Source organism: Aliidiomarina sp. (assembly GCF_047920995.1).
In the GTDB taxonomy this organism is placed as follows: domain Bacteria; phylum Pseudomonadota; class Gammaproteobacteria; order Enterobacterales; family Alteromonadaceae; genus Aliidiomarina.
In genome coordinates this window covers 22,394-45,694 of record NZ_JBLRWZ010000014.1, presented here as the reverse complement: position 1 = coordinate 45,694, position 23,301 = coordinate 22,394, and the positions used below count along the sequence as shown (strand labels likewise).

Sequence of the window (23,301 nt, the reverse complement as noted above, 5' to 3'; positions counted from 1 at the left end):
CACAAATAATAATATGAAAAAGCAGCGCGCGTTCCTGAAATGGGCAGGTGGAAAATACACATTAGTTGAACCCATTCGGCAGTTACTGCCGGCTGGCGATAAGCTAATTGAACCCTTTGTGGGTGCGGGCTCGGTGTTTTTGAATACGGATTACGATAAGTATTTATTAAACGACATCAACGCCGATTTAATAAACCTCTACAAATTTTTAAAGCGCCGGCCGAAAACCTACATTGAAGATGCTCGTAAATTATTTGTGCCTAGCAATAACGAAGAACAAGCCTATTACGCGCTGCGCAAAGCATTTAACGCCAGTACCGATACCTACGAACGTTCATTACTATTTCTGTATTTGAATCGGCATGGTTATAACGGCCTCTGCCGCTATAACTCCCGTGGCTTGTTCAATGTGCCCTTTGGCCGTTACCGTGCACCGTATTTTCCTGCCGCTGAGCTTGAGTTCTTTGCTGAGAAAGCCAAAAAAGCAACCTTCACCTGCGAGCCTTTTCAAAATAGCTTTCGCCGCGCTCGCCGAGGCCATGTAGTGTATTGTGATCCGCCCTATCTTCCGCTCAGCCCAACAGCGAATTTCACGAGCTACTCGGGCAATGGTTTTGGGCTTGATGAACAATTGTTACTAGCGCAAAAATCCATTCAAGCGGCAAAAAAGCGCGGAATTCCCGTGTTGATCAGCAATCATGATACCGAAACGGCGCGGCTATTTTATGAAGCAGCTGAGTTAACAACCTTGCAGGTACACCGCTTTATCAGCCAAAATGGAGCTAATCGTAAAAAGGTGGGTGAACTGTTAGCTTATTTCGCCCCCACGTTAATTGCCCAAGCAAAATAATTGCGCTACGGAGGGAATGCATGCTGCACTTCACCACAAGTACCTTTGCAGAATTGAATGGCCGCCAAGTTCACGACATCTTTAAGCTACGGCAAGATATTTTTATCGTAGAGCAGAATTGTCCGTACCACGATATCGATGGTACCGATGCAAACTGGCTGCATTTATGTGGCTTTGATAACGAAGGTTTAGTGGCTTATGCCCGCTTACATTGCCCTGGTGATGAAACCTCAGAAATTGGCCGAGTTGTGGTACACCAACGCGGCCGGGGTAAAAGCTATGGCCGTGAGCTCATGGAGCGGGCGGTAACCGAGATTCTGGCACGCGCTCCAAACCAGCCAATCGAATTGAATGCGCAAACCTACCTACTTGAGTTTTATGGTTCGCTGGGCTTTGTGCCCATTGGCGAAGAATATCTAGAAGACGATATCCCTCATAAGCTCATGGAATACCGCAAGTGAGCTTTCCAGTGCCATTACTAGCAGCTGAACCGGAGCTACAGGCTGCAGCTGCAGCGTTAGCAAGCGAGTATCAGTTGCCCGCCACTGATACCGGTGCTGATTTTCTGCTGGAGCTCACCCGCGAAGGATTACAGTTACGCTGGCGCAGTAAGCCTGAATACCAACCATTAACCCTTGATTACACCCGCGGTAAGCAAGCTTGGCGGCAACAACTTGGCGGCGGTAAACAAGAAGCGGTAGTTAGGGCAGTGGGCCTAGGCAAAGGCTTTCGCCCACGGGTAATTGATGCTACCGCAGGGCTTGGCCGTGATGGCCTCATGCTTGCGCACGCAGGCTGCGAGGTATGGTTACTAGAGCGAAATCCTGCCATTCACGCTTTATTAGAACACGCCATTGTACATCTACAACAATTCCATCTAGAGCAGGGGCACGCCGAGCACTGGAGTTGCCACCGAGTGCATATGCTGCCGCCGGGAAGTTTGTTAAATGCCGCCGATATTCAGGAGCAACTACTTGCCATTGCACCGCACACTATCTATTTAGATCCGATGTTTCCAGAGAAAGAAAAATCAGCTGCGGTTAAAAAAGAAATGCAAATTTTACAACATTTGGTGGGCGCTGATTTAGATGCCGATAGCCTGTTACCGGCTGCATTAGCAGTTGCAAGCTGCCGGGTGGTAGTGAAACGCCCAGCACGCGCACCATTTCTTGCTGGGCAAACCCCAAGTAGCCAAATCGCCAGTAAAAAACATCGCTTTGATGTTTATATTAAGCAGGCTTACCCGAGAACAACTGCATAGCGCCGCTTTCAATTAAGCTGGCCATCCTCTCAGCGCGATGGCGAAATACGCAACGCGCCACTTTCAACGGTAAGTGATAAAGGAACCTGCATAAGTAGGTTTTGCGTGCGATCTTCTGGGTTTAACCGATATACCGGCTGTTGCGCTAAATACTCATCTAGAATATCCAGTACCTGCTGATCAATGGCGTTCAAACTGCCACTGAAGCCCGCCGCGTTAACGCTCGAATTAATAATATTTAAACGCCGCACGTAAATGGCTTTCTCTTCACCATCATACATGGGCGCCCCTTCAACCCCCAAGGTGAGTTGCACCGGGTATTTGCGCCCAAACACTTCAAAAGCCAAGCTAAAATCACCTGCCAAACGCACTAGATCCGTATCGTCTGGGCCTATTTCAGCTTGTAGTGAATTTACTTCTAAAGGTACACCAAACCCCATAATGCGTACTTCCTGCTGAGCCTGATCAAGCTGCCGCACAATCATCCGTTCTAACTCTGGTTCAGTAATTCGGTAGCTACTGAGCTCTGCCAGTTGCGCACATGCGCCAAGAATAATTGCCGGGATAACAAAGCTTAATGAGAGAACAATTTTACGCATTTCAGTAATTCCTTAGTAGAACATTGGTAACAACGATACCCACAAAATAACTAGAAACAAAGTTAATCTTGGTTGGCTAGGCCAGTTCAGGTATTCTTAGCGCCAGATAGCTTAGAATATACTCGCTTATAGTTTAAATAACTGATTCGAAAATATAACAACAAAGGCACCCGTATGGAGAATAAGAAACCGTTTAAGGTTCCGCACACGCTCACCTTGCTATTTGCAATGATGATTGTGGCAATGTTTGCTACTTGGATTGTTCCACAAGGCTTTTTCCAAACTGTTCTTAACGAAGCAAACCGTGAAGTAGTTGTTCCGGGCACGTTTACGTTAGTAGAAGAGCGCCAGTATCTTACCCCATGGCAATTACTTACTGCAGTACCGCGCGCCTTTGCCGCCGCACAGGATATTATCTTCTTCGTGTTTATTGTAGGTGGTGTTTTGGCGATTGCGCGCCGCACCGGCACCGTAGATGCGTTAATTGGTAATCTACTTGAGAAGAACAAAGAAACGCCGCAAAAATTAATTTTTATGGTGATTTTTATGTTCTCGTTGGCCTCTGGTGCCATTGGTACCGCCGGCGAGTATATCCCATTTGTATTAATTCTGGTGGGCTTGTGTAAAGCGATGCGGTTAGATGCCATGACCGCCGTGGGCATGACAGTAGCCGGTTATGGTGTTGGTTATGGTGCTTCTGCATTTAACCCATTCACCGTACTGATTGCACAGGGCATCGCAGAAGTGCCACCGTATTCAGGATTATGGCTGCGCCTCGCTATTATTGTACCGTTCGTACTTATCGCCTATCACCATGTGTGGAAGTACGCGAAGAAAGTAATGGCAGATCCGCAGCAATCGCTGGTTGCCGATTTACCTTGCCCACTGGATGGTAAGGAGAAAACGGAATATCCAACGCTTAATCGCCGCCATCGCTCAATTTTGTTTACCTTCCTGATTACTATTGGTATCGCTATTTATGGTATCTCACAGCATGGCTGGTATTTATACGAGCTGGGCGCTTGTTTTGTGGGTTGGGGGATTCTCATCACCCTGCTAGGCCGCTTGAAGTTTGATGAAGCCGCCGATAGCTTTATTGAGGGCGTAAAAGATTTAACCACCACAGCCGTACTTATTGGTGTAGCCCGCGGTATTGCACTAATTCTCGAAGATGGCCAGATTCTACATAGCATTGTAAATGGCCTCGCTATGCCTCTATCTCATGTTCCTGCTGCTATTTCTGCGGTAGGTATGTTGATTATCCAAACCATTCTGAACTTGTTTGTACCTTCTGGTTCAGGGCAAGCATTTGTAACTATGCCGCTGATGGCGCCACTCAGTGATTTAGTTGGCGTGCCCCGCCAAGTTGCGGTATTGGCCTACCAGTTTGGTGATGGCTTCTCAAATATGATTGTACCAACCAATGCGGTGCTCATGGGGATTATCGGTATTGCCGGCGTGCCTTATGATCGCTGGTTCCGTTTCTGCCTACCGCTCCTTGGTAAGCTTATGTTGTTTGCAACCATTATATTAATACTAGCAGTGGTATTCGGTTATGGCGCCGATCATCACTTAGCAGAGGTTACAGCTCAGCTCGTAAGCTAAGCACTGGTAGTAAAGAACGAGTATTTAGCACTTCGTAACAAAAAACCTCTACAGGCTTCGCCGGTAGAGGTTTTTTATGCTTTAACGAGCAGTAACGAGCACCAAGAATTGGTGTACTAAACCTTAATTAACGGCCATAACCATAAATTAACTCAGAAACTGAACCAGCGGGGCTATCAACACCGTTCGTGCGATCGAACACAACCTGACATCCTAAGCTTTGCACACCACAATCTTGTGCTCTACGAATACGCGTGCCGGTAGTTGGCCGGCGCATTGTTTCTGTTAACCGAGCAAGAGTATTCGCAAATGCTGCCTCGCCACGAATTTCAATTACTTCCATGTTTAAGCTGCTCTCGATACTAGCAACTATTTCCGCAGATGCTTCCGTGTTTTGCTGGCTAAAAAACCGTGCATAAGCGCGCAATTTCTCTCGTGAATCGCGATAATTGCGAATGGCTAATGTTGAATACAGCGCCGCAGCTTTTTCTATTTCCGGTTCACCGCTCACCATCCCATTTTCAAGCAAACCCGCCAGCAAGTACATTGACCCGAAGTGACCCGTATCGGCCGCGCCAGCAAGTAGCTCTATTGCGTTTTGATCAGCCATATCCTCTCGCAATTTCCGCGCTGCTTTCTCGTACATCGCTGGTGCATGCCCAGCTCCCACTGCACGCTCAAGAAAATAATCGGCACGCTCAAGATCAGCATCAACTACGTGCCCGTTGCGTAACCATTGTGATTTCACAAAATAGGCTTGCGGATTACGATTCCGAATCGCCTCACGCATCCATCGCATGGCAATCACTTCATCTGGCTCAACGCCTTCGCCGTTCGCATAAGTTACCGAAAGCATAATCATCGCCTCGGAAGAGCCGTGCTGAGCCGCGCGCTTCAGGCTTTCTAACTGCTCTTCACTTTCAATGCCAGCAGCTTGCGCACTGCCTTGCACTGCCAGAAGCCCTGCGATTAATATAAGCTGCTTTATATTCATAGTTGTTCCCTTCTTTCACGATAGTTTGGAGAACCCATATACTTACAGGTATAATTCATCTTAAGAGCTTTACTACTCTTTACTCCGTAGCTTTTTGGTTTTCGTATAACTCTCGATTGCTACCACCTTGCTCTAATAATAGGCAAATCATTCGCTGAATGCATAGTTGATATGTAACAAGATATGTTGATGATAGCCATAACACAGCATTGCATGTGCTTTTGGAACGTTCGAAGATGCCCGCAACAGAACTCTCTACGTTTGATACCGTTGTTATTGGTGCCGGTGCCGCTGGCCTAATGTGCGCGGCTACTGCCGCCAAGCGCGGTTTATCGGTAGCGGTGCTCGAACACGCCAAACAAGCAGGTAAAAAGATTCTCATTTCAGGTGGTGGCCGTTGCAACTTCACCAATATGTACACTGCACCAGAAAATTTTCTTTCCGATAATCCGCACTTTTGTAAATCTGCTTTAAGCCGTTACACCCAGTGGGATTTTTTGGCCATGGTAGAAAAGCACGGTATTGCATGGCATGAAAAATCACTCGGCCAACTATTTTGCAATGATTCGGCGAAAGATATTGTGCGAATGCTCCTCAAAGAATGCCAAGGTGCCGGCGCGCAGGTTAAGCTTCGCACCGAAATAATTACCGTTGCCGAGCACAACGGTATTTATCATGTAAATACCAGTGCCGGTGAGTTTACAACAACGAACTTGGTAATTGCCTGCGGCGGATTATCAATGCCGAAACTTGGCGCTACCCCATTTGGTTATAAAGTAGCAGAGCAATTTGGCCATACCATCAAGCCAGTGCGTGCTGGTTTAGTTCCATTTACATTGCAGGATACCGATAAAGCCGCACTCGCTGATTTATCCGGCGTTGCGGCCGATGTAGTAGCCAGTAATCAACGCGCCAGCTTTAAAGAAGCCATGTTGTTTACCCACCGCGGATTAAGCGGGCCCGCCATGCTGCAGATGTCTTCCTATTGGTACCCTGGGGAAACCTTACAGGTAAATCTACTACCTAACGAAGACGCTCACGCCCTAATTAAGCAAGCTAAGCAACAACAGCCGCGTAGCTCCTTAATTGCTTTATTCAGCAAATATCTGCCCAAGCGTATGGTGCAAACACTGGCAGCTCACGGCCAGTGGCCAACGAAAAACCTAGCGGATATCAGCAACAGCGAACTTGAACGTGTTGCCGGGCTAATTTTCGCATGGCCAATAAAGCCGAATGGTACCGAAGGGTATCGCACCGCCGAAGTAACCATTGGTGGTATTGATGTAAACCAAGTAAGCTCAAAAACTATGGAAAGTAAGCTGCAACCAGGCCTGTACTTCATAGGCGAAGTGCTAGATGTAACTGGCTGGCTTGGTGGCTATAACTTCCAGTGGGCGTGGAGTAGCGGTTGGGTATGTGGCGAATCGATTCCGCATATCTTCCAGAATCTCTAGTAGCGCTTCATAGCTTTCTATATCTTCAACTCGGAGAGCTTCGCATGATGCGGTGCATTCGACGTCGTCACTGCCAAAGCCGACATTGAAAGCGGAGTACGAGCCGGTTGCATCTGAGTTGCTCTGAGCTATCTGATAATCGAGAAGCCTTTTACCACTTTCGAATGTTCTAATAAATGCCCGATAAAAAGGTGCAAACTTGGATAGTTCAACATCGGCTTCTTTCGCTAGCATCGCTGTCTCTATTTCGTACCGCTTCCATATAATCGCCATGGATTCATCTGTTATTTCTGCATAAGGTTTAGTGTAAAAATCAATTTCACTTAGAATTTCGCGATCGGATAAAGCATCAAGCTCTGGGAGGGGGAGCATACCCGCTTGAAATTTGACTATAACGAGGAACGCGCGGTTTAATTCAGCGTTATTCATTGCCAGTGAATGTGCGGACACTCGCATCGCTTCAGCAATTGGGTTTATTTTCTTTTGCTCTGTTTCAGCTATTCCGGCAAAGCTAATAAAGCATGAGAAAATTGCGAGTGCGGTTATTCCTATTATCGACTTGAACATTGGTTAATTCCTTTTACACTTTGATTGAACATCTAAACCCTAGATGAGTGCTACTTTAGCAACACCAAATACTTTTCTAACATCCCCTCAAAAAAATAGCAAATTGTGAAAACATGCTGTATGACCAACTACAACATACTGATATTCTACATATAAAAGCGCCGCACCTTTACCTGAGTAAAATGTGCGGCGCTTTTCATATTGGCTACACTTATCCGCTATTCGCAGTTGAATTTCACTTCAAAGTGCACAATCATATTGATTACGTCACCTTCAATCTGCTCGTAGTAGTTCGCATAAGTAACGAGATTATCGTTATCTTCACTTTCGTTCAGGCGATAAGGGAAGCCGCCATTGGCAACAACATTCTCTGGATAGCCTTCGCCAGCAAACAGATGAATTGCAGCAAACACATAACCAGGGTTTGCATACGCATCAACATTTAACCAGCCATTTTCATCAAATGTATATGAGATCTCGCCAGCTTCGTGTCCTTTCGAAAGATCATTTTGTCCGGCGCCTGCCCATACCGTGGCGGTAGCATTCTCAGTACCACGTTCGATACCTTCGATTGCCCAACCCCAACGGCTTACGCCAGCAAAGCTATCTAGCGTTACATTGCCAAATGCATAGCCTGTATCTTCGCCTGTACACACCACAGGATCATCACCACCGTTGCCGGGGCAAACAGCTTGGTATTGGAAGTAGGTTGCCCAGCCGCCACGTTGGGTAAACCGATCGCCATCAGCCCATGCTGTTTCTATTTGATCGCCGTTACTCACTACCGCGTGAAAAGCGATATAGAAATTCGAATCACAGGTAGCATCGAAATCCGCGAGATCAAAAACGTAGATTAAAGAAGTGCCATCTACATACTCTTTATACGAAAACTGCCCTATCATAGGGTTGCCTGGGCGATTGGTGGGAATATCATCGAATGATGTTCCTAACGCCAACTGCGTTTCGCCCATCGTCCATCCATCTTGGGTGGTAACGGAAATTGTGATTGTATCCGTGTCGTTACTTACACACAGGGTTCCTGCATCATAATTTTGCCCGGCAATTAATGTTTCACATTGCTCTGCTGCATTTGCATTTGTTAATGCCATTGCACTAAATAGCATCACAAAGCCAGCTAACCACATACTTACATGTTTCATTTCATCCACCTTAGCGGAAACTGCTTTGATAAAAGTTGCATCAATTCTGCTAGATACTGCTTACATTCTTAGAACAGAAACCTACTCTACGCACAACATGGTTGCGAGTGGTTAAAATATAGGCGATGGGTGGTGGAATGCATATATCTGACGATCCTCATAATAACGTAATGCATTGTTTTAAATGGAATATTTTTAATATTATGATTGCTATATGAAAGTATTCATAACGCGCTTTCTGAGCACTTGCGTGCCCAAGCTGGCGTTTGAATTGTTCATTTATCGCTCTATTTTTTTATGGGGGATGAACGCCTTAGCGCCAACCTAAGGTGATATGCTCAGCGTTCTCTTGTTTTAAACGTTCGCGTAATTTGGCCATAGGTTCACGTAATGAGGGTACTTGCAGCTGGAATAAGGGTAACGTTAGAAAAGTGCTGAACGCGTTCTTGCAATGCAGCTGAGCTTAATAAACGGAGCGGTGTATAACCAATGAGTATTCGTGAGAGAGAAGTGGGTGACCTCATCCTTGAGGTCATCGAAATCCTTTCGATAAGCTCTCCCGGAGCATTCCTATTCTTCCTTATCCATTCCATGAATTTGTTACGTGTAGCATCTTGGTTAGCTCGGTTTGTGATATGCTTATCACTACCATCGGCGGTGAGGAGGAGGTGCACACATCCATGTGCGCTAAACTTCTGTTTTTATCGATTTGTAAATTCGTTAATTTGTACTCTTTAACTTATAAGCTAAGGTTACCATCGTGGTTGCTAATGAGGAACTCATAAAGTGTTACAAAATGTTAACATTAAGGTTCCCTAATAAGACCAAAGCCCAGATAAAATCTGGGCTTTGCAGTACGCCTACATATTTCAACAGCTTATAACTGTAGTTTAATTGAGAAATTCCTGAATCAAATCAGCCTGTAATTGAATATTAAACACACCATCTAAATGCCCCCATGGCCCTTCTATTTCTGCGTATTCACTATCTACCCCATGAGCTAACAATACATTATGCGCACGCTTAGCTAGGTACGGTTGTAACAATAGATCGTTGGTTGCTGGCAAAAACAGGGTTTTTGCGGTTACGCTTTCTAAGCCCTTTTCAAGGTTTTCCGCATATCCCGCCATAAATAGCTGGTTGGCCCGCACTAAATACAAGATATGATTGGCATCAGCGTATGTTGCACGCAGCTTCGCTGCTGCCTGGAGTTGCTCAACCACCATAAAATTACTACGTATATCGCGCAAAGGCGCTTCCTCTCGCGCCGAGCTATCGGCATACAGTTGGTTAATAATTAGCGGGTGCATTGCGGTTAAGGTAATCATGCCTAATGTTTGTTCAAGCCCTGCATTAGGCGCTTCACCATCGTAATAATTACCATCATTCCAATTCGGGTCATGCACAATTGGGTTAGCCCATTGCTGCAAGCTGGCAATAGTCCATGGATCGGCTTCACCCATCCCAATTACCGAAATCATCCGCGCTACACGATCTGGGTATGCCGCCGCCCAATCCAATGCTTGTAAAGAGCCCATTGAAGCACCTATCACGGCATGCAGCTTCTCGATTCCTAAAGAATCAATAACCAACTTTTGCACATTCACAAAATCACGAATGGTAACCACCGGGAAATCTAGCCCCCATGGCTTGCCAGTTTCTGGGTTAATGGTTGCGGGGCCGGTAGTAATTACATTTGGGTTGGTTGGCTCTTGATTTACCAACGTATCAACACTGATCACATAGAATTTGTTGGTATCTATGGCTTTGCCCGGGCCAATAATTGCGTTCCAATACCCTGGTTGGGCATCCTCCGCACTGTATCGGCCAGCTGCATGGCTATTGCCAGAAAAAAAGTGGGCAATTAAAATGGCATTATCTTTGGCTTCATTCAATTCGCCATAAGCTTCCCAGCCTACCCTTACCTCTGGAATGATTTCACCACCATAGGTTGTAAAGTTGCTCGTTTGAAACTCTTGTTTTTCAACCAATGGCAGTTCAGCAGCTTGTGCCGTTAAACTTACCACAAACATACTAATGCAAATGATGAGAGCCGCAGTAACAGCGTGTTGATATTTAATAACCCTTAAAACGCTCGCATATCGCGATTGCAAATAACGCTGCATTTTATACCCCTCGTTCTTCTAGATAATTAATGTAAGCATCGCGCAATTCATTCTTACGCACTTTGCCCGTTCCTGTTTTCGGCAACTCATGCACAAATTCAACGGCATCAGGCGTCCACCATTTCGCAATCTTGCCACTTAAATACTGCAAAATATCGGTTTCGCTAGCCTGCATCCCTTTGTTCAAAACTACCAGTAACAGTGGCCGTTCATCCCATTTCGGATGCTTTACTCCCACCACCGCGCATTCATTTACGGCCGAGTGTAAGCTCACAATATTTTCAATTTCCAGCGAGCTTATCCATTCACCACCACTTTTAATAACATCTTTCTTGCGGTCTACTACCCGCATGTATCCTTCATGATCAATTACGGCAATATCACCGGTGGCTAACCAACCATCGGGAAAACTACTGAGATCATCATTCTTATAGTATTGGCTACAAATCCATGGCCCACGCACGCGCAGTTCGCCCGAGCTTTCGCCATCATGGGCTACCAAACTATCGTCAGCAGCAAATATGTCCATTTCCACACCAAATGCCGCTCTGCCCGCCGTTGTTTGTAATGCATAGCGCTGCTCTAGCGGCAGCTGCATAATCGCTGGCGTTGGCGGTAAGCTCGTGGCAAGAGGGCCCGTTTCGGTCATTCCCCAAATGGGTTGCCAATATACGCCATACCGTTCTTGATACGTACGTACCATCCCAATCGGGGATGCTGCACCACCTACACACACACGCTCAAGCGGTACTTTACTTATCCCTTGCTCTTGCAAATAATTATGTAGGGTTAGCCAAATCGTGGGTACGCCCAAGCCAACATTTACTTGTTCTTGTTCAATTAATTGCCACATGGCGGCACCGCTCATACCACTGCCAGGCAGCACCAGCTTACAACCAGCCAATGGCGCTGCGTAAGGCGCACCCCATGCGCCAGCATGATACATAGCTACCATTGGCATCAATACCGTATTGGCACGCAAATCGAGTAACGCTGGAGACACCGTTGCTTGCGCATGTAACACCATGGCGCGGTGCGAATACAGCACACCTTTCGGGTTTCCGGTAGTACCCGAGGTGTAGCACAACGAGGCCGCTTGATTTTCATCAAACCGCGGCCACAGGTACGTATCTCCTTCATCACCCACTGCGGCTAATAGGGTTTCATAACAATACACATTAGTAAGCGAGGTTTCTGGCATGTGCTCTGCATCGGTAAGCACAATAAAGCCTTTAACCGTGGGTAAACGCGGCTGAATTTCTTCTAGCATGGCCAAAAAGCCTAAATCAACAAACACATACTTATCTTCTGCATGGTTGATGATGTATTCCACCTGGTCTGCAAATAACCGTGGATTTACCGTGTGCAATACTGCGCCGATGCCTGAAACGGCGTAATACAATTCAAGGTGTCGGTAAGTATTCCACGCCATGGAAGCAATGCAATCATTCACACCCACACCTAGCTGCTCGAGCGCATGCGCTAAGCGACAGCTACGCTGCCACGCATCACGATAGGTATAGCGATGGATATCACCCTCTAAACGTTGGCTCACAATTTCCTGATGGGGAAACTGCTGCCGAGCGTAATCAAGTAAATCGATCACCAAAAGCTGGGTGTTCATCATATTGCCGTGCATACCTATCTACCTCATGTTCTTACTATACAGCTCAACTGCATCGTTACTCACTAAGTGCCTACAACATTGCTACGTGCTGCGCTGCAGAAGCCCAGCATTCCCGCACTTAAAACAGGTTAAACAACAATATCGCTATGCTTAAACCAATTACCGGTACTACCACGGTAACCGCACCCACAGCCCAATACGCATCTTTATGCGTTTCATTACAAATGCCGCGAATGGTAGTTACTACGTAGCCGTTATGTGGCAACGAATCGAGAGCACCCGAAGAAATAGATACCACCCGATGCAGTTGGTCTGGGCTTACTCCTGCGGCTAGGTAATGTGGCCCTACTTCGGGTAACGCAATTACTTGGCCACCGGATGCTGAGCCGGTTAACCCGGCAATCACGCTTACGGCTACCGCGGCACCCACAAGCTCGTTGCCCGGTAGCGATGTCATGGCCACTACCGCTTGCTCAAAAGCTGGCGTTACTCGCGCTACTGCACCAAAACCAACTACCGCAGCGGTATTACCAATCGCTACTAAGGCGCCAGTAGTAGCTTGCGCCAGCGCATTTTGCATATCATTAAAGTATTTAAAGTTAATAATCATGATGGCAAGCACGCCGCCTGTTAAGGCAATAATCAGTGCCATTTGCGAGTATTTTTCATGAAACATAAACGATAAACTCAGCACCACAATTAACGGAATTAAGCCCGTAATCGGGTGCGGCCGGCGGCGATCTACCAGCTGCGGATCGCTGGCCCGCTCAACAAAATGCTCACCGCGTGCTACCGCTTTGTTAATAATCTTCATTAACCACCAGTAGCCAATAATGGCCATAATTACCGCCACTACCAAGCTCACTTCCCACGCTGCATAAGGTGAAGTGCCTAAGTACTGAATGGGAATCCAGTTTTGAATTTCCGGCGAACCGGCCGAGGTCATCGTGAAAGTTACCGAGCCGAATGCCAGTGCTGCAGGAATAAAGCGGCGTGGTAAATTGGCATCTTTAAACAAACTTAATGCCATTGGGTAAACAGAAAATGCCACCACGAAAACACTTACACCGCCATAAGTAAGAATGGCACAGGCCATAACTACGGCTAACACCGCCTGCTTCTTGCCGAGCTTGTTAATAATGAATTCAGCAACACTATCGGCGGCGCCCGTATCTTCCATGAACTTGCCGAAGATAGAGCCGAGCAAGAACATAAAGAACCACGAGGCCACAAAGCCAGAGAAGCCGTTCATGTAGTTTTCTACGAAGTTAACATCGCCAAGAAATACAGGAATACCGCTACATAGGGCCACAATCAGTGCACAGATCGGCGCGCTGATGAACAAATTCCAACCACGCAAGGTAAGCAGGATAAGCAGCACCAAGCCCCCAACTAAGCCAATCATACTTAGCATAAAAACCTCTTTTTCTTATTTACCCAGTGTGAACACTGGTTATTATTCTCGATTTTGTTGATGTTCGTATTGTTGTCCAAGATGCTCAGTTTCCATACTGTACTATGGTACAGGTCACAAATTCTTCAACTTAAGCTAATGTTGCATCCGTAACAAAAAATAACGTCCAAAAAGGGCACACCCTTGGGGGAATAACAATGACAACATTTAATCGTACATCATTTCGCCGCAGCCTTTGTGCTGTAGCAGTATCAAGTGCAATTCTGGGGCTCAGCGCGCCAGTACTTGCTCAAGATACAGCCGAAGAAGAACAAGCAACACGCCTAGAACGTATTGAAGTTACTGCCCGCCGTACTGCAGAAAACCTACAAGAAGTTCCGGTTGCGGTAACTTCTATTAGCGAGGCGCAATTACTTGAGCGGGGTATTTCCAACATTCTTGAAGTTGCACAATTCTCGCCCAACACAACCTTGCAAACGAGCCGCGCAACGAACTCCACCATTACGGCATTTATTCGTGGCGTTGGCCAAGAAGATCCGCTGTGGGGTTATGAGCCTGGTGTGGGTATTTACATTGACGATATCTACGTTGCCCGCCCACAAGGTGCAGTACTTGATATCTTAAACGTAGAGCGTATCGAAGTATTACGAGGCCCACAGGGCACGCTGTATGGCAAGAACACCATTGGTGGGGCAGTAAAATATGTAACCCGCCGCATGTCGGGTGATCGCGAATTTTCCATTTCAGGCACTGTGGGTAGTTACGATCAGCGTGATGTAAAGGTAACGGGCGAATTACCGATTATCGATAACACACTGTACTTTGGTTTTGGTTACGCCAACCTGCAACGGGATGGCTACGGAACGTTCTTAACTAGCGATCTACCAAACCAAGACCGGGAAAATTACAACAAAGATGTACAAGCAATGCGGGCTACTCTCGAATGGACCCCATCAGATACCACATTTGTACGTTTAGCTTGGGATAAAACCGATGATAAATCCAACTCTAAAGGTGGCTATCGCTTATTACCAAGCATTCTCACTAATGCTCCAGTACCTGATAGTATTTACGATTCTTATACCAGTTTACCTACCGAAAACCGCGTAGAAACAGAGGGCGTAAGCTTAACGATTGAGCAAGAAATAAATGCTGAATGGCAGTTCCGTTCCATCACCGCGAATCGCGAAAACTTCTCACCGGTGAACATCGATTTTGATAATACATCATTACGTATTTTTGATGTGCCCGCAATTTATGATGATAAGTGGTTTACTCAGGAGTTTCAGTTTAACTACCGTTCAGATAACTTAAGTTTTGTATCGGGCTTGTATTACTACGATGCAGATTCGTGCGGTACCTTTGATGCCATTCTTGAAGTGCTCGGCCAAACAGCATTTGGCACTCCTGGCTTAACTCGTGAAGTATCAGGTTGCTCAAATAGTACTAGCACTGCTGCATATGGCCAGGGTACTTATCAACTGGATGATAAATGGTCTTTCACCGCTGGCTTGCGCTACACCCGCGATAAAAAAGAAGCATTGGTTCGAAATGGCCTAATTTTCGATACGGTATATCCGGCATCAGGCTGGATTCCTGGCTACGTGCGCGACCCATCAGTTGGTACGCCAGTAGTGTTAGATGATAGCAAAACGTGGAATAAGGTTACTCCGCGCTTAGGTGCCGAGTACCGTTACAGCAGCGATACCATGTTCTATGCAAGCTTTGGCCAAGGTTTTAAATCGGGAACCTTTAACCCCCGTGCAGAAACCGCAGAGCCAGCAGCAAACCCAGAAGATGTGTATTCATACGAAATTGGTGTGAAAAGTGATATTACTGATCGCTTACGTGTGAATGCTACTGCATTTATGCTTGATCATAAAAATCGCCAATATGTTTCTGTAATTCCAGATCCAAACGATTCAACAGTATTGAACCAGCGCTTAGCGAACGTGGGGCAATCAGATGCAACTGGTTTGGAGCTTGAGTTTACCTGGATCGCAACCAACGATTTAACCATCTACGGTAACCTTGGTTTAATTGATGCCAGCTTCAAAAACGTTTCTAGTTTTGATGCGCAAGGCAATCCAATTGATATTACCGATCAGTTCGTGATTACCAATACGCCAGATACTACCGCGAACATCGGTTTTAGTTATGATTTCCGCATTGCCAATGGCGATCTGGTATTTAATGGTAACTACAGCTATCGCAGCAGTTATGGTTTAACCGAGCTAAACAACCTACTCACCCAAGATGCGTATGGTTTGTTAAACCTTGGTGTGAACTGGTATAGCGCGAATGGCCAATGGCGAGTGGGGCTGCATGGGAAAAACCTTACCAACGAGAAATACCTTGTAGGTAACTATGCTTTCCTCAGCCCTGATCCAAATAATCCTGGCGAATTCTTACCTGGATTAGGCGGCGATACCACGCTAATTGGTTACTACGGCGATCCACGCACCGTTTCACTTACCGTGGGGTACCGGTTCTAAGTAATGCAGTAACGTTAAAGGTAGTTTTCTCTGGTACACCTTTGCCACCGTTATTGCAAAATAGCGGTGGCTTTTTTCTACCAATTTTGAAGCGCGGCTTGCAGGCTTGCCGCGCATCAGGTACAACAAGGTTCCATGCCCAATGAAGAAGACGAATAGCATGGCTAGAGCCATAATTGCCGATGATCATCCACTGTTTCGTGCTGCCCTAAAGCAGGCCTTAGCTGCGCCTTTGGGTAGCGATGTGCTGGAAGCTGAAAACTTCTCCGAATTACAAACAGTACTTGCCCAAGAGCGGCAAGTAGAGCTGTTGTTCCTTGATTTAAACATGCCGGGAAATAAGGGGTTAACTGGCCTCACCGCGATTCGCAATCAATATCCCGATGTGCTTATTTTAATCGTTTCAGCCAATGAAAACACCGATGTAATTCGCCGAGCTATGGCGTTTGGCGCCAGCGCATATGTGCCAAAATCAGCGCCGTTACCGATGCTAATTACCGCTGTAGAAGCCGTGCTTGCTGGTGATAGCTGGCTGCCCGAGCATTTGCAAGATGAACTCAGCCGCCCACCGAGCGCCGAAAGCCAAGATTTTGCCAGCAAATTGGAACAACTTACGCCGCAACAATTTAAAGTGCTAGCGTGCATTGCCGATGGCTTACTGAACAAGCAAATCGCATATGAATTGGATGTGCAAGAAACTACGATAAAACAGCATGTTTCGGCAATTTTACGTAAGCTTGGCGTGTACAACCGTACCCAAGCCGGCGTGATCTTCCACGATATGCTAAAAGCTGAAAACGACGCGTAACCGTTTCAGTAAGCGCAACAACGCCGCCTGCTTTAAAGGTTTTGGTAAGAACGCGGCGCGAATCTCTACCACCTGCTCACGAATACTCTCATCTGGATCGGCAGTGCTAATAATGGCGGGTAATTCTGCTTGCCATTGTTCACGTAACCGAAGAATACCGGTAACCCCTACCTCATCGTTATCAAGATGATAATCTACGAATAATAAATCGGGTTTACTAGCAACGGCTAAGGCCTCGCTTATTGAGTGGCATGAAAATACCGTGGCGCCCCAACTTTCTAATTGTTTGCAAATGGCGGTGCGCAAGGCTTCATCATTATCCAATAATAACACCCGTACGCCCTGCAGAATTTGCTGATTGCTGCCCACGGTTATCGGTGGCGCAGAAAACGCAGCATCTTGCACCCAGCCACTCACGGGCAATAAAATACCAAAGCTGGTGCCTTTGCCTAGCTCAGAGTGCAAGGCAATGGGTATTTCCAGTAATCTGCACATCCGTTCTACGATAGCGAGCCCCAAACCCAAACCTGGGTTCTCGGTAACCCCATCAAGTTGGTGAAACTCCTTGAATATTTCATCGCGTTTATCGGCTGGTATACCTACTCCAGTATCAATAATTTGTAGCTCTACATGGTTGTTACCGCGCCGCCGAATACCACAGAGTACTCGGCCATTTTCAGTGTATCGAATGGCATTAGAAATAAGGTTTTGAATCACACGTGAAAGCAAACGCTTATCGGTGGTAACCCGAACGCCACTGGTGCGCACTCGCAACCGTAGGCCCTTTTCTTGCGCCAACACGGTAAAGGATTCCGCTAACGGCTTCAAAATATCATCAAGCGGCACATCGCGAATATCTGGCTTTAAATTGCCCGATTCCAACTTGGTCATTTCTAACAACATGGTGAGTAGCTCTTCGGCATTGCTCAATGATTGCTGCAATTGATTCGCCAAAGCAAACTCTTCTGCCTGTTCAGCTAACCGCAGCCGCTCGCGCAACATTTCGCAAAACAGTGATGCGGCATTAAAAGGCTGCATCAAATCATGGCCTGCCGCTGCAAAAAACCGCGATTTGCTTACGTGGGCATCTTCCGCTACTCGCTTGGCTACTTCCAACTCACTATTTGCTTCACTTAATGCCTGAGTTCGATCGGCCACACGCTGTTCCAGCCCAACATTAATCTCGTGCAATTGCTGCTGCGCATGCACAAGCTCGGTTATATCGGTATACGCAGTAACAAAGCCACCCTCTGGCATTGGGTTCCCTTGCAGCTCTATTACCCGGCCGCTGTGCTCGCGTTGGTAACGATAACTGCTACCATGGCGCAAGTAATTCAGGCGCTTTTGCACTTCTTTCTGAATATCGGCATCAGGCTCACCAAACAAGCCTCGTTTGGCGTTGTAACGTAGTAATTCCACCACGGGCATGCCAGCACGAATAAAGCCTTCAGGATAATTAAAAATCTCCAGATAGCGGCGATTCCAGGCCACTAAGCGCAACTCTTTATCAATCACGCTGATGCCTTGGGGAATGTTTTCCACACTCGCCTGTAATAGTTCTCGATTAAAGCGATACATGCGAGAAGCTTCACTTGCCCAATCCGCCATATCGTCTACATTAGCGGGAGAGCTGCGAGCTAGGCCATGCAGAATTAAACGGCTGGCGGCAGTACCTACTGCGCCAGCAAGCTCGCGTTCAATACGTTGTAATAGCCCCGGCGGAACAAGCCCTTCCGCGGGCGCCGCCGCTAACGTTAAACCCAACCGCTGATCAAGCTGAGCCGTATCTTTATCGTCTATAAAGCGGGCTAAAACCGAACGTAAACGGCCCCAATTCACTTGCCGCTTCGAACCGGTATCGGCGTGTTCACTATCCGGCTTTAAAAAGCGCGCTGCGTGTTGTTGCTCTGCTTCATTATCGGCAAACAGTAAGGACCCGAGAATATAGAGCAGCAAATTCATCGCCAAACTGCTTAAAACACCATGGCTAATCGCCAAATCAGTAATTTCTTGGCGCGCACTCAGCGAAGGCAGTAATAACATCACTATCCAAATCAAGGTACCAGCAGCCATACCGGCCATTGCTCCCACACGGCTGCTGCGCTGCCAATACATTCCGCCCACTAAAGCCGGCGCCAGCTGGGCCAGCAGCGCCATCGCTATCAAGCCATTACTTACTAATGGCACGCCACTTTCAGTAGCTTGGTGATACCAATAAGCCAGCGCAATAATGAGCACCATGGTAAGCCTGCGAATGGTAAGTACCGAACTTGAAGTAAGCTGTAACTCCTGTTGTTTTGCCTTGCGCAGACGCAACCAAAGTGGGGTAAACACATCATTCGACATCATAATACTGAGCGCTAATGTAGCCATGATCACCATGCTTGTGGCGGCGGCTAAACCACCAATGAAGGCGATTAAGCTTATATCGGGGCGGTTCATTAGCACCGGTACCGCGAGCATTAGCATATCTTCACCTCGGCTTTCCGGAACGAGTAACATGGCCGCTAATGCAATCGGTAGAATGAAAAAATTAATGGCAAACAAATACAGCGGAAACGCCCAACGCGCCTTTTTCAATTCTTCTGGGCTAGTGTTTTCAACGAAGTTCACGTGAAACTGGCGCGGCAACAAGAACATCGCCAGCGCCCCAAGTAGCATGTGCGTTATATAAATATAAGTGCCATTGGGTACGCCGGTAAGCATCGCTTGGGTTGCAGGCTGGGCGGCTGCCTGAATAAACAGATCGGCAAAGCCATCAAAAAGCTGATAGGTACAAAACAGGCCTACCGCGCTAAAAGTTACCAATTTCACGATGGATTCAAACGCCACGGCATCCATTAAGCCTGGGTGTTTCTCCGCAAGGCTTAAGCGCCGTGCGCCGAACAAAATGGCAAACACCATCATTACCAATGCAACCCCAGCACTTACATCGGTAAACCAGGGAATACGAGTAGCATCAAGGCCGGTAATTGCTGAAAAGCTCGCACTCACCGCGCGTAATTGCAAGGCGATATACGGAACCAAGGCCACAAATGCAATAAAGGTTACACATACGGCGATGGTTTGTGATTTCGCGTAGCGGGAGCCGAGCAGATCGGCAATGGAGGTTAAGTTCTGCTGCTTTACCACGGTAAGCAACTTCAATAAGAAACGATGAGCAAACAAAAATACGATAATGCCGCCAAGATAGGTAGGCGCTAGCCACCAACCGTAATGAGCCGCTTGTGTAACCGTGCCGTAAAATGCCCAGGTAGTGCAATGCACACCCAGCACCAAAGAATAACGCCATGGTTTGGGGGTATTGTTTTGCTTTCGCTCACCTCGGGAGGCAATTAAAAACAGCAGCGCCAAATATAAAAACGCGATAAAGATAACCAGGGAAGCTGGCAACATATCATTCTCTTTTGCGGCTGAGGTTGTTTAGAGTGCTCATATAGCAATTGCACGAATCGAACTGCAGGTGCTACAGGCTTATTTTTGTTAGTATATTTAATTACTCGATATGCGTTATGCGTATGCTTTACATTAGGGCATCGCGCCACAAAATTGAAGTGTAATTTTAGCTGTAAGTTGGAATTCTATGAACGCTCAGCAACAACAATCAAAGCTTACTAATAGCAGCCCCCAATCTTGCCCTCTTTGCGCGGCGCAAGATAGCCAGCACGCACCTCACGTTTGGCATACTGAGCAACGCAAGCCGCTCGCTGGTCGAGTACATTTACGTTGCCCTAACTGCGCTCTGGTATTTGTACCTAGCCTTTACCATTTAAGCGCTACCGCGGAAAAATCGCATTATGATTTGCACGAGAATAACCCTAGTGATGCTGGTTACCGAAAGTTTTTAAGTAGAGCCGCAGAGCCGATTCTACGCTTAATGCCAGTGGGCTCACATGGCCTAGATTTTGGGAGCGGCCCAGGGCCAACCTTATCATTGATGTTAAATGAGGCAGGTATGCAATGTGCGGATTATGATCTGTATTACGCCCATTATCCTGAGCTTTTGCAACAACAATATGATTTCATTACCAGCACCGAAGTATTTGAGCATTTAGCAAACCCCCGCGCAACGCTGGATCAGCTTGTGCCATTACTGAATAAAGGTGGGTTGTTAGTGATCATGACCCAGCGCCCTCGGGATATTACCGCCTTTGCCCAATGGCAATATATTCTCGACCCCACTCACATCACGTTTTTCAGCGAGCAAAGCTTTGCATATATTGCTAAGCACTGGCAGATTGAACTACTTGAGCTACACCAAGATGTTGCGGTGTTTCGCAAGCCGCTGATCTAAACCTTGTTGATCCTGTATTCAGCTTACCGGTTCTGCTTGGTTTTTATTACGTTAAGGCGCCTCGCGTTCACCGCGTAGTTCTTGGCCTGCTTGATACAGCGTAAGCGCTATTACCTCGCCTTCTTCGTTACGTTCAAACACAAAGCGCGCACCAAACATCGCGTTTTCAAATACGTCTGTTTCCTTGTAAAACACCTCCGCGGCAGGCTGACCCGTTCCTTGAATCATTAACTTAGCATCTTCTGCAAAAACACGAATGGAAAAGCCAGGGAACAGTGGATAAATCCCTTCGTAATCGGCTAATGCAACCGTGCTTGGCATTGCTGCCAAGATATAAGGAGTTCCAGGGGGGATATTTGCATCCAATAAATGAATGCCTAAACGCTGAATATCTCCTGTTTGATATAGCGCGGCATTGCTCATTACTACGCTCGCCGTTTGTTGCTCCGCATCGATCACAACAACGGTAGTAAAACCTATCGTTCCGCCGCCATGCATTAGGTACTCACGTTCGCCCACCGTTGCGTACATCCAACCCCAGCCATATTTACCCTCAGCTACTTGAGCCAAAGGCTCTTGGCTTACTGCTAAAGCAGCTGCTAACCATTCTGGCCCAGCGCCCAAGTGCCCAGCCAACCATGCTTCCATATCAACAAGGCTTGCGCGCACACCGCCCACACCCTGCATGTTCATTGGGAAGTTCCAATTCACCACAGGCTTGCCATCAGCACTGCGGGGCTGCATGGTTTCGCCAGAAAAACTAGCCGTATTCATACCCAAGGGTTCATAAAGGTACTGAGCGTAAAGCTCATCAAGTACTTTTCCGCTGGCTTCACTGGCAATCATTGAAAGTAGCATATAAGCAAAATTCGAATAACCAAACTGCAGGCCGGGCTCTCCCTCCAGTTCCGCTTGCGCTAGTGATTGCCAAAGTGCTTCTGCCGTAAAATCAGCATAGGGATCATTCACATCTTCCGGAGTCAACAATATCGGCAAGCGCGGCAAGCCAGAGGTATGGGTAAGCATATGGCGCAATAGAATAGGCTGCTCGCCTACTTGAGGCACCTCTATACCCTCGGGCGCCCATTCTGCAAGCGTTTGATCTGGATGTAGCACCCCTTCTGCCTGCAGTTGCGCAATAACCCCGCCAAGCATTACTTTCGACACTGAACCTATCTCATAACGCGAATGTTCGTTGGGGAGTGTGATTGCATCATGTTCATCACTGGCAGCACAATAGAAACCACGCTCGCTTTGCAAAGCACCCGTTGCCGTTCGGCTCACACGAGCCGCGGCTAGGCACGCACCAGAGGCGTCACCTTGAATCCGAGCCTGTAAGGCTTCAGTGATTTGCTCTGAGGCTTCTACGTGAATGAGTTGCGCATTATCTGGTTGCGAACAACCACTTAACGCAGTAATACTTACTAACAAAACGCCAAAACCAAGCTTAGTTATTGTTTTATTCATCTATTTTCTCCCCTGAATGCTGTAGTTTGTTCTACAGTGATGAACAAACACTATAGCTTAAACGCGTTATTTTTGAATTTATTCCTAATCTGGAGAGATAGTTATGCTTGATTTAACAATGTACCAAACCAGTTTACTTTGGGTTGGCATTTTATTAGCCGTTATTATTCTGCAATGGTTAATCGCCGCATATGCAAAAGCTTCGGAACCCGGTGCCATCCCCGGGCAGCCACCGCGCGCATTTGGCCACGCCCACTTTGCCTTCCGGGCTTGGCGTACCCACCAAAACTCACTAGAAAACGCCAGCACCATGGTCGGTGGCGCAATTTTCGCTATTTTGGCCGGTGCCAATCCAGCTTGGTTGCAGGGGTTATTGGCGATTATGGTAGTAAGCCGCATTGCTCATATGGCCCTTTACTATAGTATTGCTACAGATAAAAACCCAAGCCCGCGCAGCTACTTCTTTATGATAAGTTGGCTAGCGAATGTTGCCGTTATTGTTTTGGGCATCATTGCCATCATCGTTTAGCGGCTACACGCTCGTATTCAAGCGAGCGTGCAGTTACCACCTTATCGTTTG

Annotated in this window: 18 protein-coding genes; 9 read left to right on the top strand and 9 right to left on the bottom strand. The window is 47.0% G+C overall.

Translation table 11 applies throughout. The features are described 5' to 3' along the window. The first annotated feature begins 13 nt into the window (after positions 1 to 13). The 3 genes from ACNA7P_RS05515 to ACNA7P_RS05505 are packed head-to-tail and all read left to right on the top strand — an operon-like array spanning position 14 to position 2,111. On the top strand, positions 14 to 850 hold the full coding sequence (locus tag ACNA7P_RS05515; RefSeq protein WP_416257616.1) for a Dam family site-specific DNA-(adenine-N6)-methyltransferase: 837 nt from the start codon (positions 14 to 16) through the stop codon (positions 848 to 850). A gap of 20 nt (positions 851 to 870) precedes the next feature. Beyond that, a complete protein-coding gene (locus tag ACNA7P_RS05510; protein WP_416257615.1) occupies positions 871 to 1,311 on the top strand; it encodes a GNAT family N-acetyltransferase in 441 nt (146 codons plus the stop codon). Beyond that, entirely contained in the window at positions 1,308 to 2,111 is an 804-nt protein-coding gene (locus ACNA7P_RS05505; protein ID WP_416257614.1) for a class I SAM-dependent methyltransferase, read from the top strand. The genes ACNA7P_RS05510 and ACNA7P_RS05505 overlap by 4 nt, the downstream gene beginning before the upstream one ends. Before the next feature lie 29 nt (positions 2,112 to 2,140). On the opposite strand, the gene ACNA7P_RS05500 is transcribed toward ACNA7P_RS05505, so the two are convergent. Next, on the bottom strand, positions 2,141 to 2,710 hold the full coding sequence (locus tag ACNA7P_RS05500; RefSeq protein ID WP_416257613.1) for a DUF1439 domain-containing protein: 570 nt from the start codon (positions 2,708 to 2,710) through the stop codon (positions 2,141 to 2,143). Positions 2,711 to 2,884: 174 nt separating this feature from the next. On the opposite strand from ACNA7P_RS05500, the gene ACNA7P_RS05495 reads away from it, so the two are divergent. Next, positions 2,885 to 4,315 carry a YfcC family protein gene (locus ACNA7P_RS05495; RefSeq protein WP_416257612.1) on the top strand — a complete coding sequence of 477 codons (1,431 nt, stop codon included), beginning with the start codon at positions 2,885 to 2,887 and terminating at the stop codon, positions 4,313 to 4,315. Positions 4,316 to 4,442: 127 nt separating this feature from the next. On the opposite strand, the gene ACNA7P_RS05490 is transcribed toward ACNA7P_RS05495, so the two are convergent. Beyond that, positions 4,443 to 5,309 carry a tetratricopeptide repeat protein gene (locus tag ACNA7P_RS05490; RefSeq protein WP_416257611.1) on the bottom strand — a complete coding sequence of 289 codons (867 nt, stop codon included), beginning with the start codon at positions 5,307 to 5,309 and terminating at the stop codon, positions 4,443 to 4,445. A 236-nt stretch (positions 5,310 to 5,545) separates the two neighbouring features. On the opposite strand from ACNA7P_RS05490, the gene ACNA7P_RS05485 reads away from it, so the two are divergent. Beyond that, complete coding sequence (locus ACNA7P_RS05485; RefSeq protein ID WP_416257610.1) at positions 5,546 to 6,763, top strand: NAD(P)/FAD-dependent oxidoreductase; 1,218 nt, start codon at positions 5,546 to 5,548, stop codon at positions 6,761 to 6,763. Here the strand turns inward: ACNA7P_RS05485 and ACNA7P_RS05480 are convergent. The 5 genes from ACNA7P_RS05480 to ACNA7P_RS05460 form a co-directional block, all read right to left on the bottom strand. Then, a complete protein-coding gene (locus ACNA7P_RS05480) occupies positions 6,662 to 7,330 on the bottom strand; it encodes a hypothetical protein (RefSeq protein WP_416257609.1) in 669 nt (222 codons plus the stop codon). The genes ACNA7P_RS05485 and ACNA7P_RS05480 overlap by 102 nt on opposite strands. Positions 7,331 to 7,548: 218 nt before the next feature. Next, entirely contained in the window at positions 7,549 to 8,490 is a 942-nt protein-coding gene (locus ACNA7P_RS05475; RefSeq protein ID WP_416257608.1) for a hypothetical protein, read from the bottom strand. 890 nt (positions 8,491 to 9,380) lie between these two features. Continuing rightward, positions 9,381 to 10,523 (bottom strand): E22 family MetX-like putative esterase, encoded by a 1,143-nt coding sequence (locus tag ACNA7P_RS05470; protein ID WP_416257607.1) that lies wholly within the window; start codon positions 10,521 to 10,523, stop codon positions 9,381 to 9,383. A 94-nt stretch (positions 10,524 to 10,617) separates the two neighbouring features. Beyond that, positions 10,618 to 12,255 (bottom strand): long-chain fatty acid--CoA ligase, encoded by a 1,638-nt coding sequence (locus ACNA7P_RS05465; protein WP_416257606.1) that lies wholly within the window; start codon positions 12,253 to 12,255, stop codon positions 10,618 to 10,620. Positions 12,256 to 12,361: 106 nt separating this feature from the next. Then, positions 12,362 to 13,657 carry a GntP family permease gene (locus ACNA7P_RS05460; RefSeq protein WP_416257605.1) on the bottom strand — a complete coding sequence of 432 codons (1,296 nt, stop codon included), beginning with the start codon at positions 13,655 to 13,657 and terminating at the stop codon, positions 12,362 to 12,364. Between the two features lie 197 nt (positions 13,658 to 13,854). Here ACNA7P_RS05460 and ACNA7P_RS05455 point away from each other — a divergent pair, with 197 nt between their 5' ends. After that, complete coding sequence (locus tag ACNA7P_RS05455; RefSeq protein ID WP_416257604.1) at positions 13,855 to 16,152, top strand: TonB-dependent receptor; 2,298 nt, start codon at positions 13,855 to 13,857, stop codon at positions 16,150 to 16,152. Positions 16,153 to 16,312: 160 nt separating this feature from the next. Next, positions 16,313 to 16,960 carry a response regulator gene (locus ACNA7P_RS05450; protein ID WP_416257603.1) on the top strand — a complete coding sequence of 216 codons (648 nt, stop codon included), beginning with the start codon at positions 16,313 to 16,315 and terminating at the stop codon, positions 16,958 to 16,960. On the opposite strand, the gene ACNA7P_RS05445 is transcribed toward ACNA7P_RS05450, so the two are convergent. Further along, positions 16,937 to 20,356 carry a PAS-domain containing protein gene (locus ACNA7P_RS05445; protein WP_416257602.1) on the bottom strand — a complete coding sequence of 1,140 codons (3,420 nt, stop codon included), beginning with the start codon at positions 20,354 to 20,356 and terminating at the stop codon, positions 16,937 to 16,939. The genes ACNA7P_RS05450 and ACNA7P_RS05445 overlap by 24 nt on opposite strands. 187 nt (positions 20,357 to 20,543) lie before the next feature. Here ACNA7P_RS05445 and ACNA7P_RS05440 point away from each other — a divergent pair, with 187 nt between their 5' ends. Further along, entirely contained in the window at positions 20,544 to 21,254 is a 711-nt protein-coding gene (locus tag ACNA7P_RS05440; protein ID WP_416257601.1) for a class I SAM-dependent methyltransferase, read from the top strand. A gap of 51 nt (positions 21,255 to 21,305) precedes the next feature. Here the strand turns inward: ACNA7P_RS05440 and ACNA7P_RS05435 are convergent, their stop codons facing one another. Then, positions 21,306 to 22,721, bottom strand: coding sequence for a serine hydrolase (locus ACNA7P_RS05435; RefSeq protein WP_416257600.1), 1,416 nt, complete (start codon positions 22,719 to 22,721; stop codon positions 21,306 to 21,308). A gap of 103 nt (positions 22,722 to 22,824) precedes the next feature. Here ACNA7P_RS05435 and ACNA7P_RS05430 point away from each other — a divergent pair, with 103 nt between their 5' ends. Further along, complete coding sequence (locus ACNA7P_RS05430; protein WP_416257599.1) at positions 22,825 to 23,250, top strand: MAPEG family protein; 426 nt, start codon at positions 22,825 to 22,827, stop codon at positions 23,248 to 23,250. Positions 23,251 to 23,301: the final 51 nt, after the last annotated feature.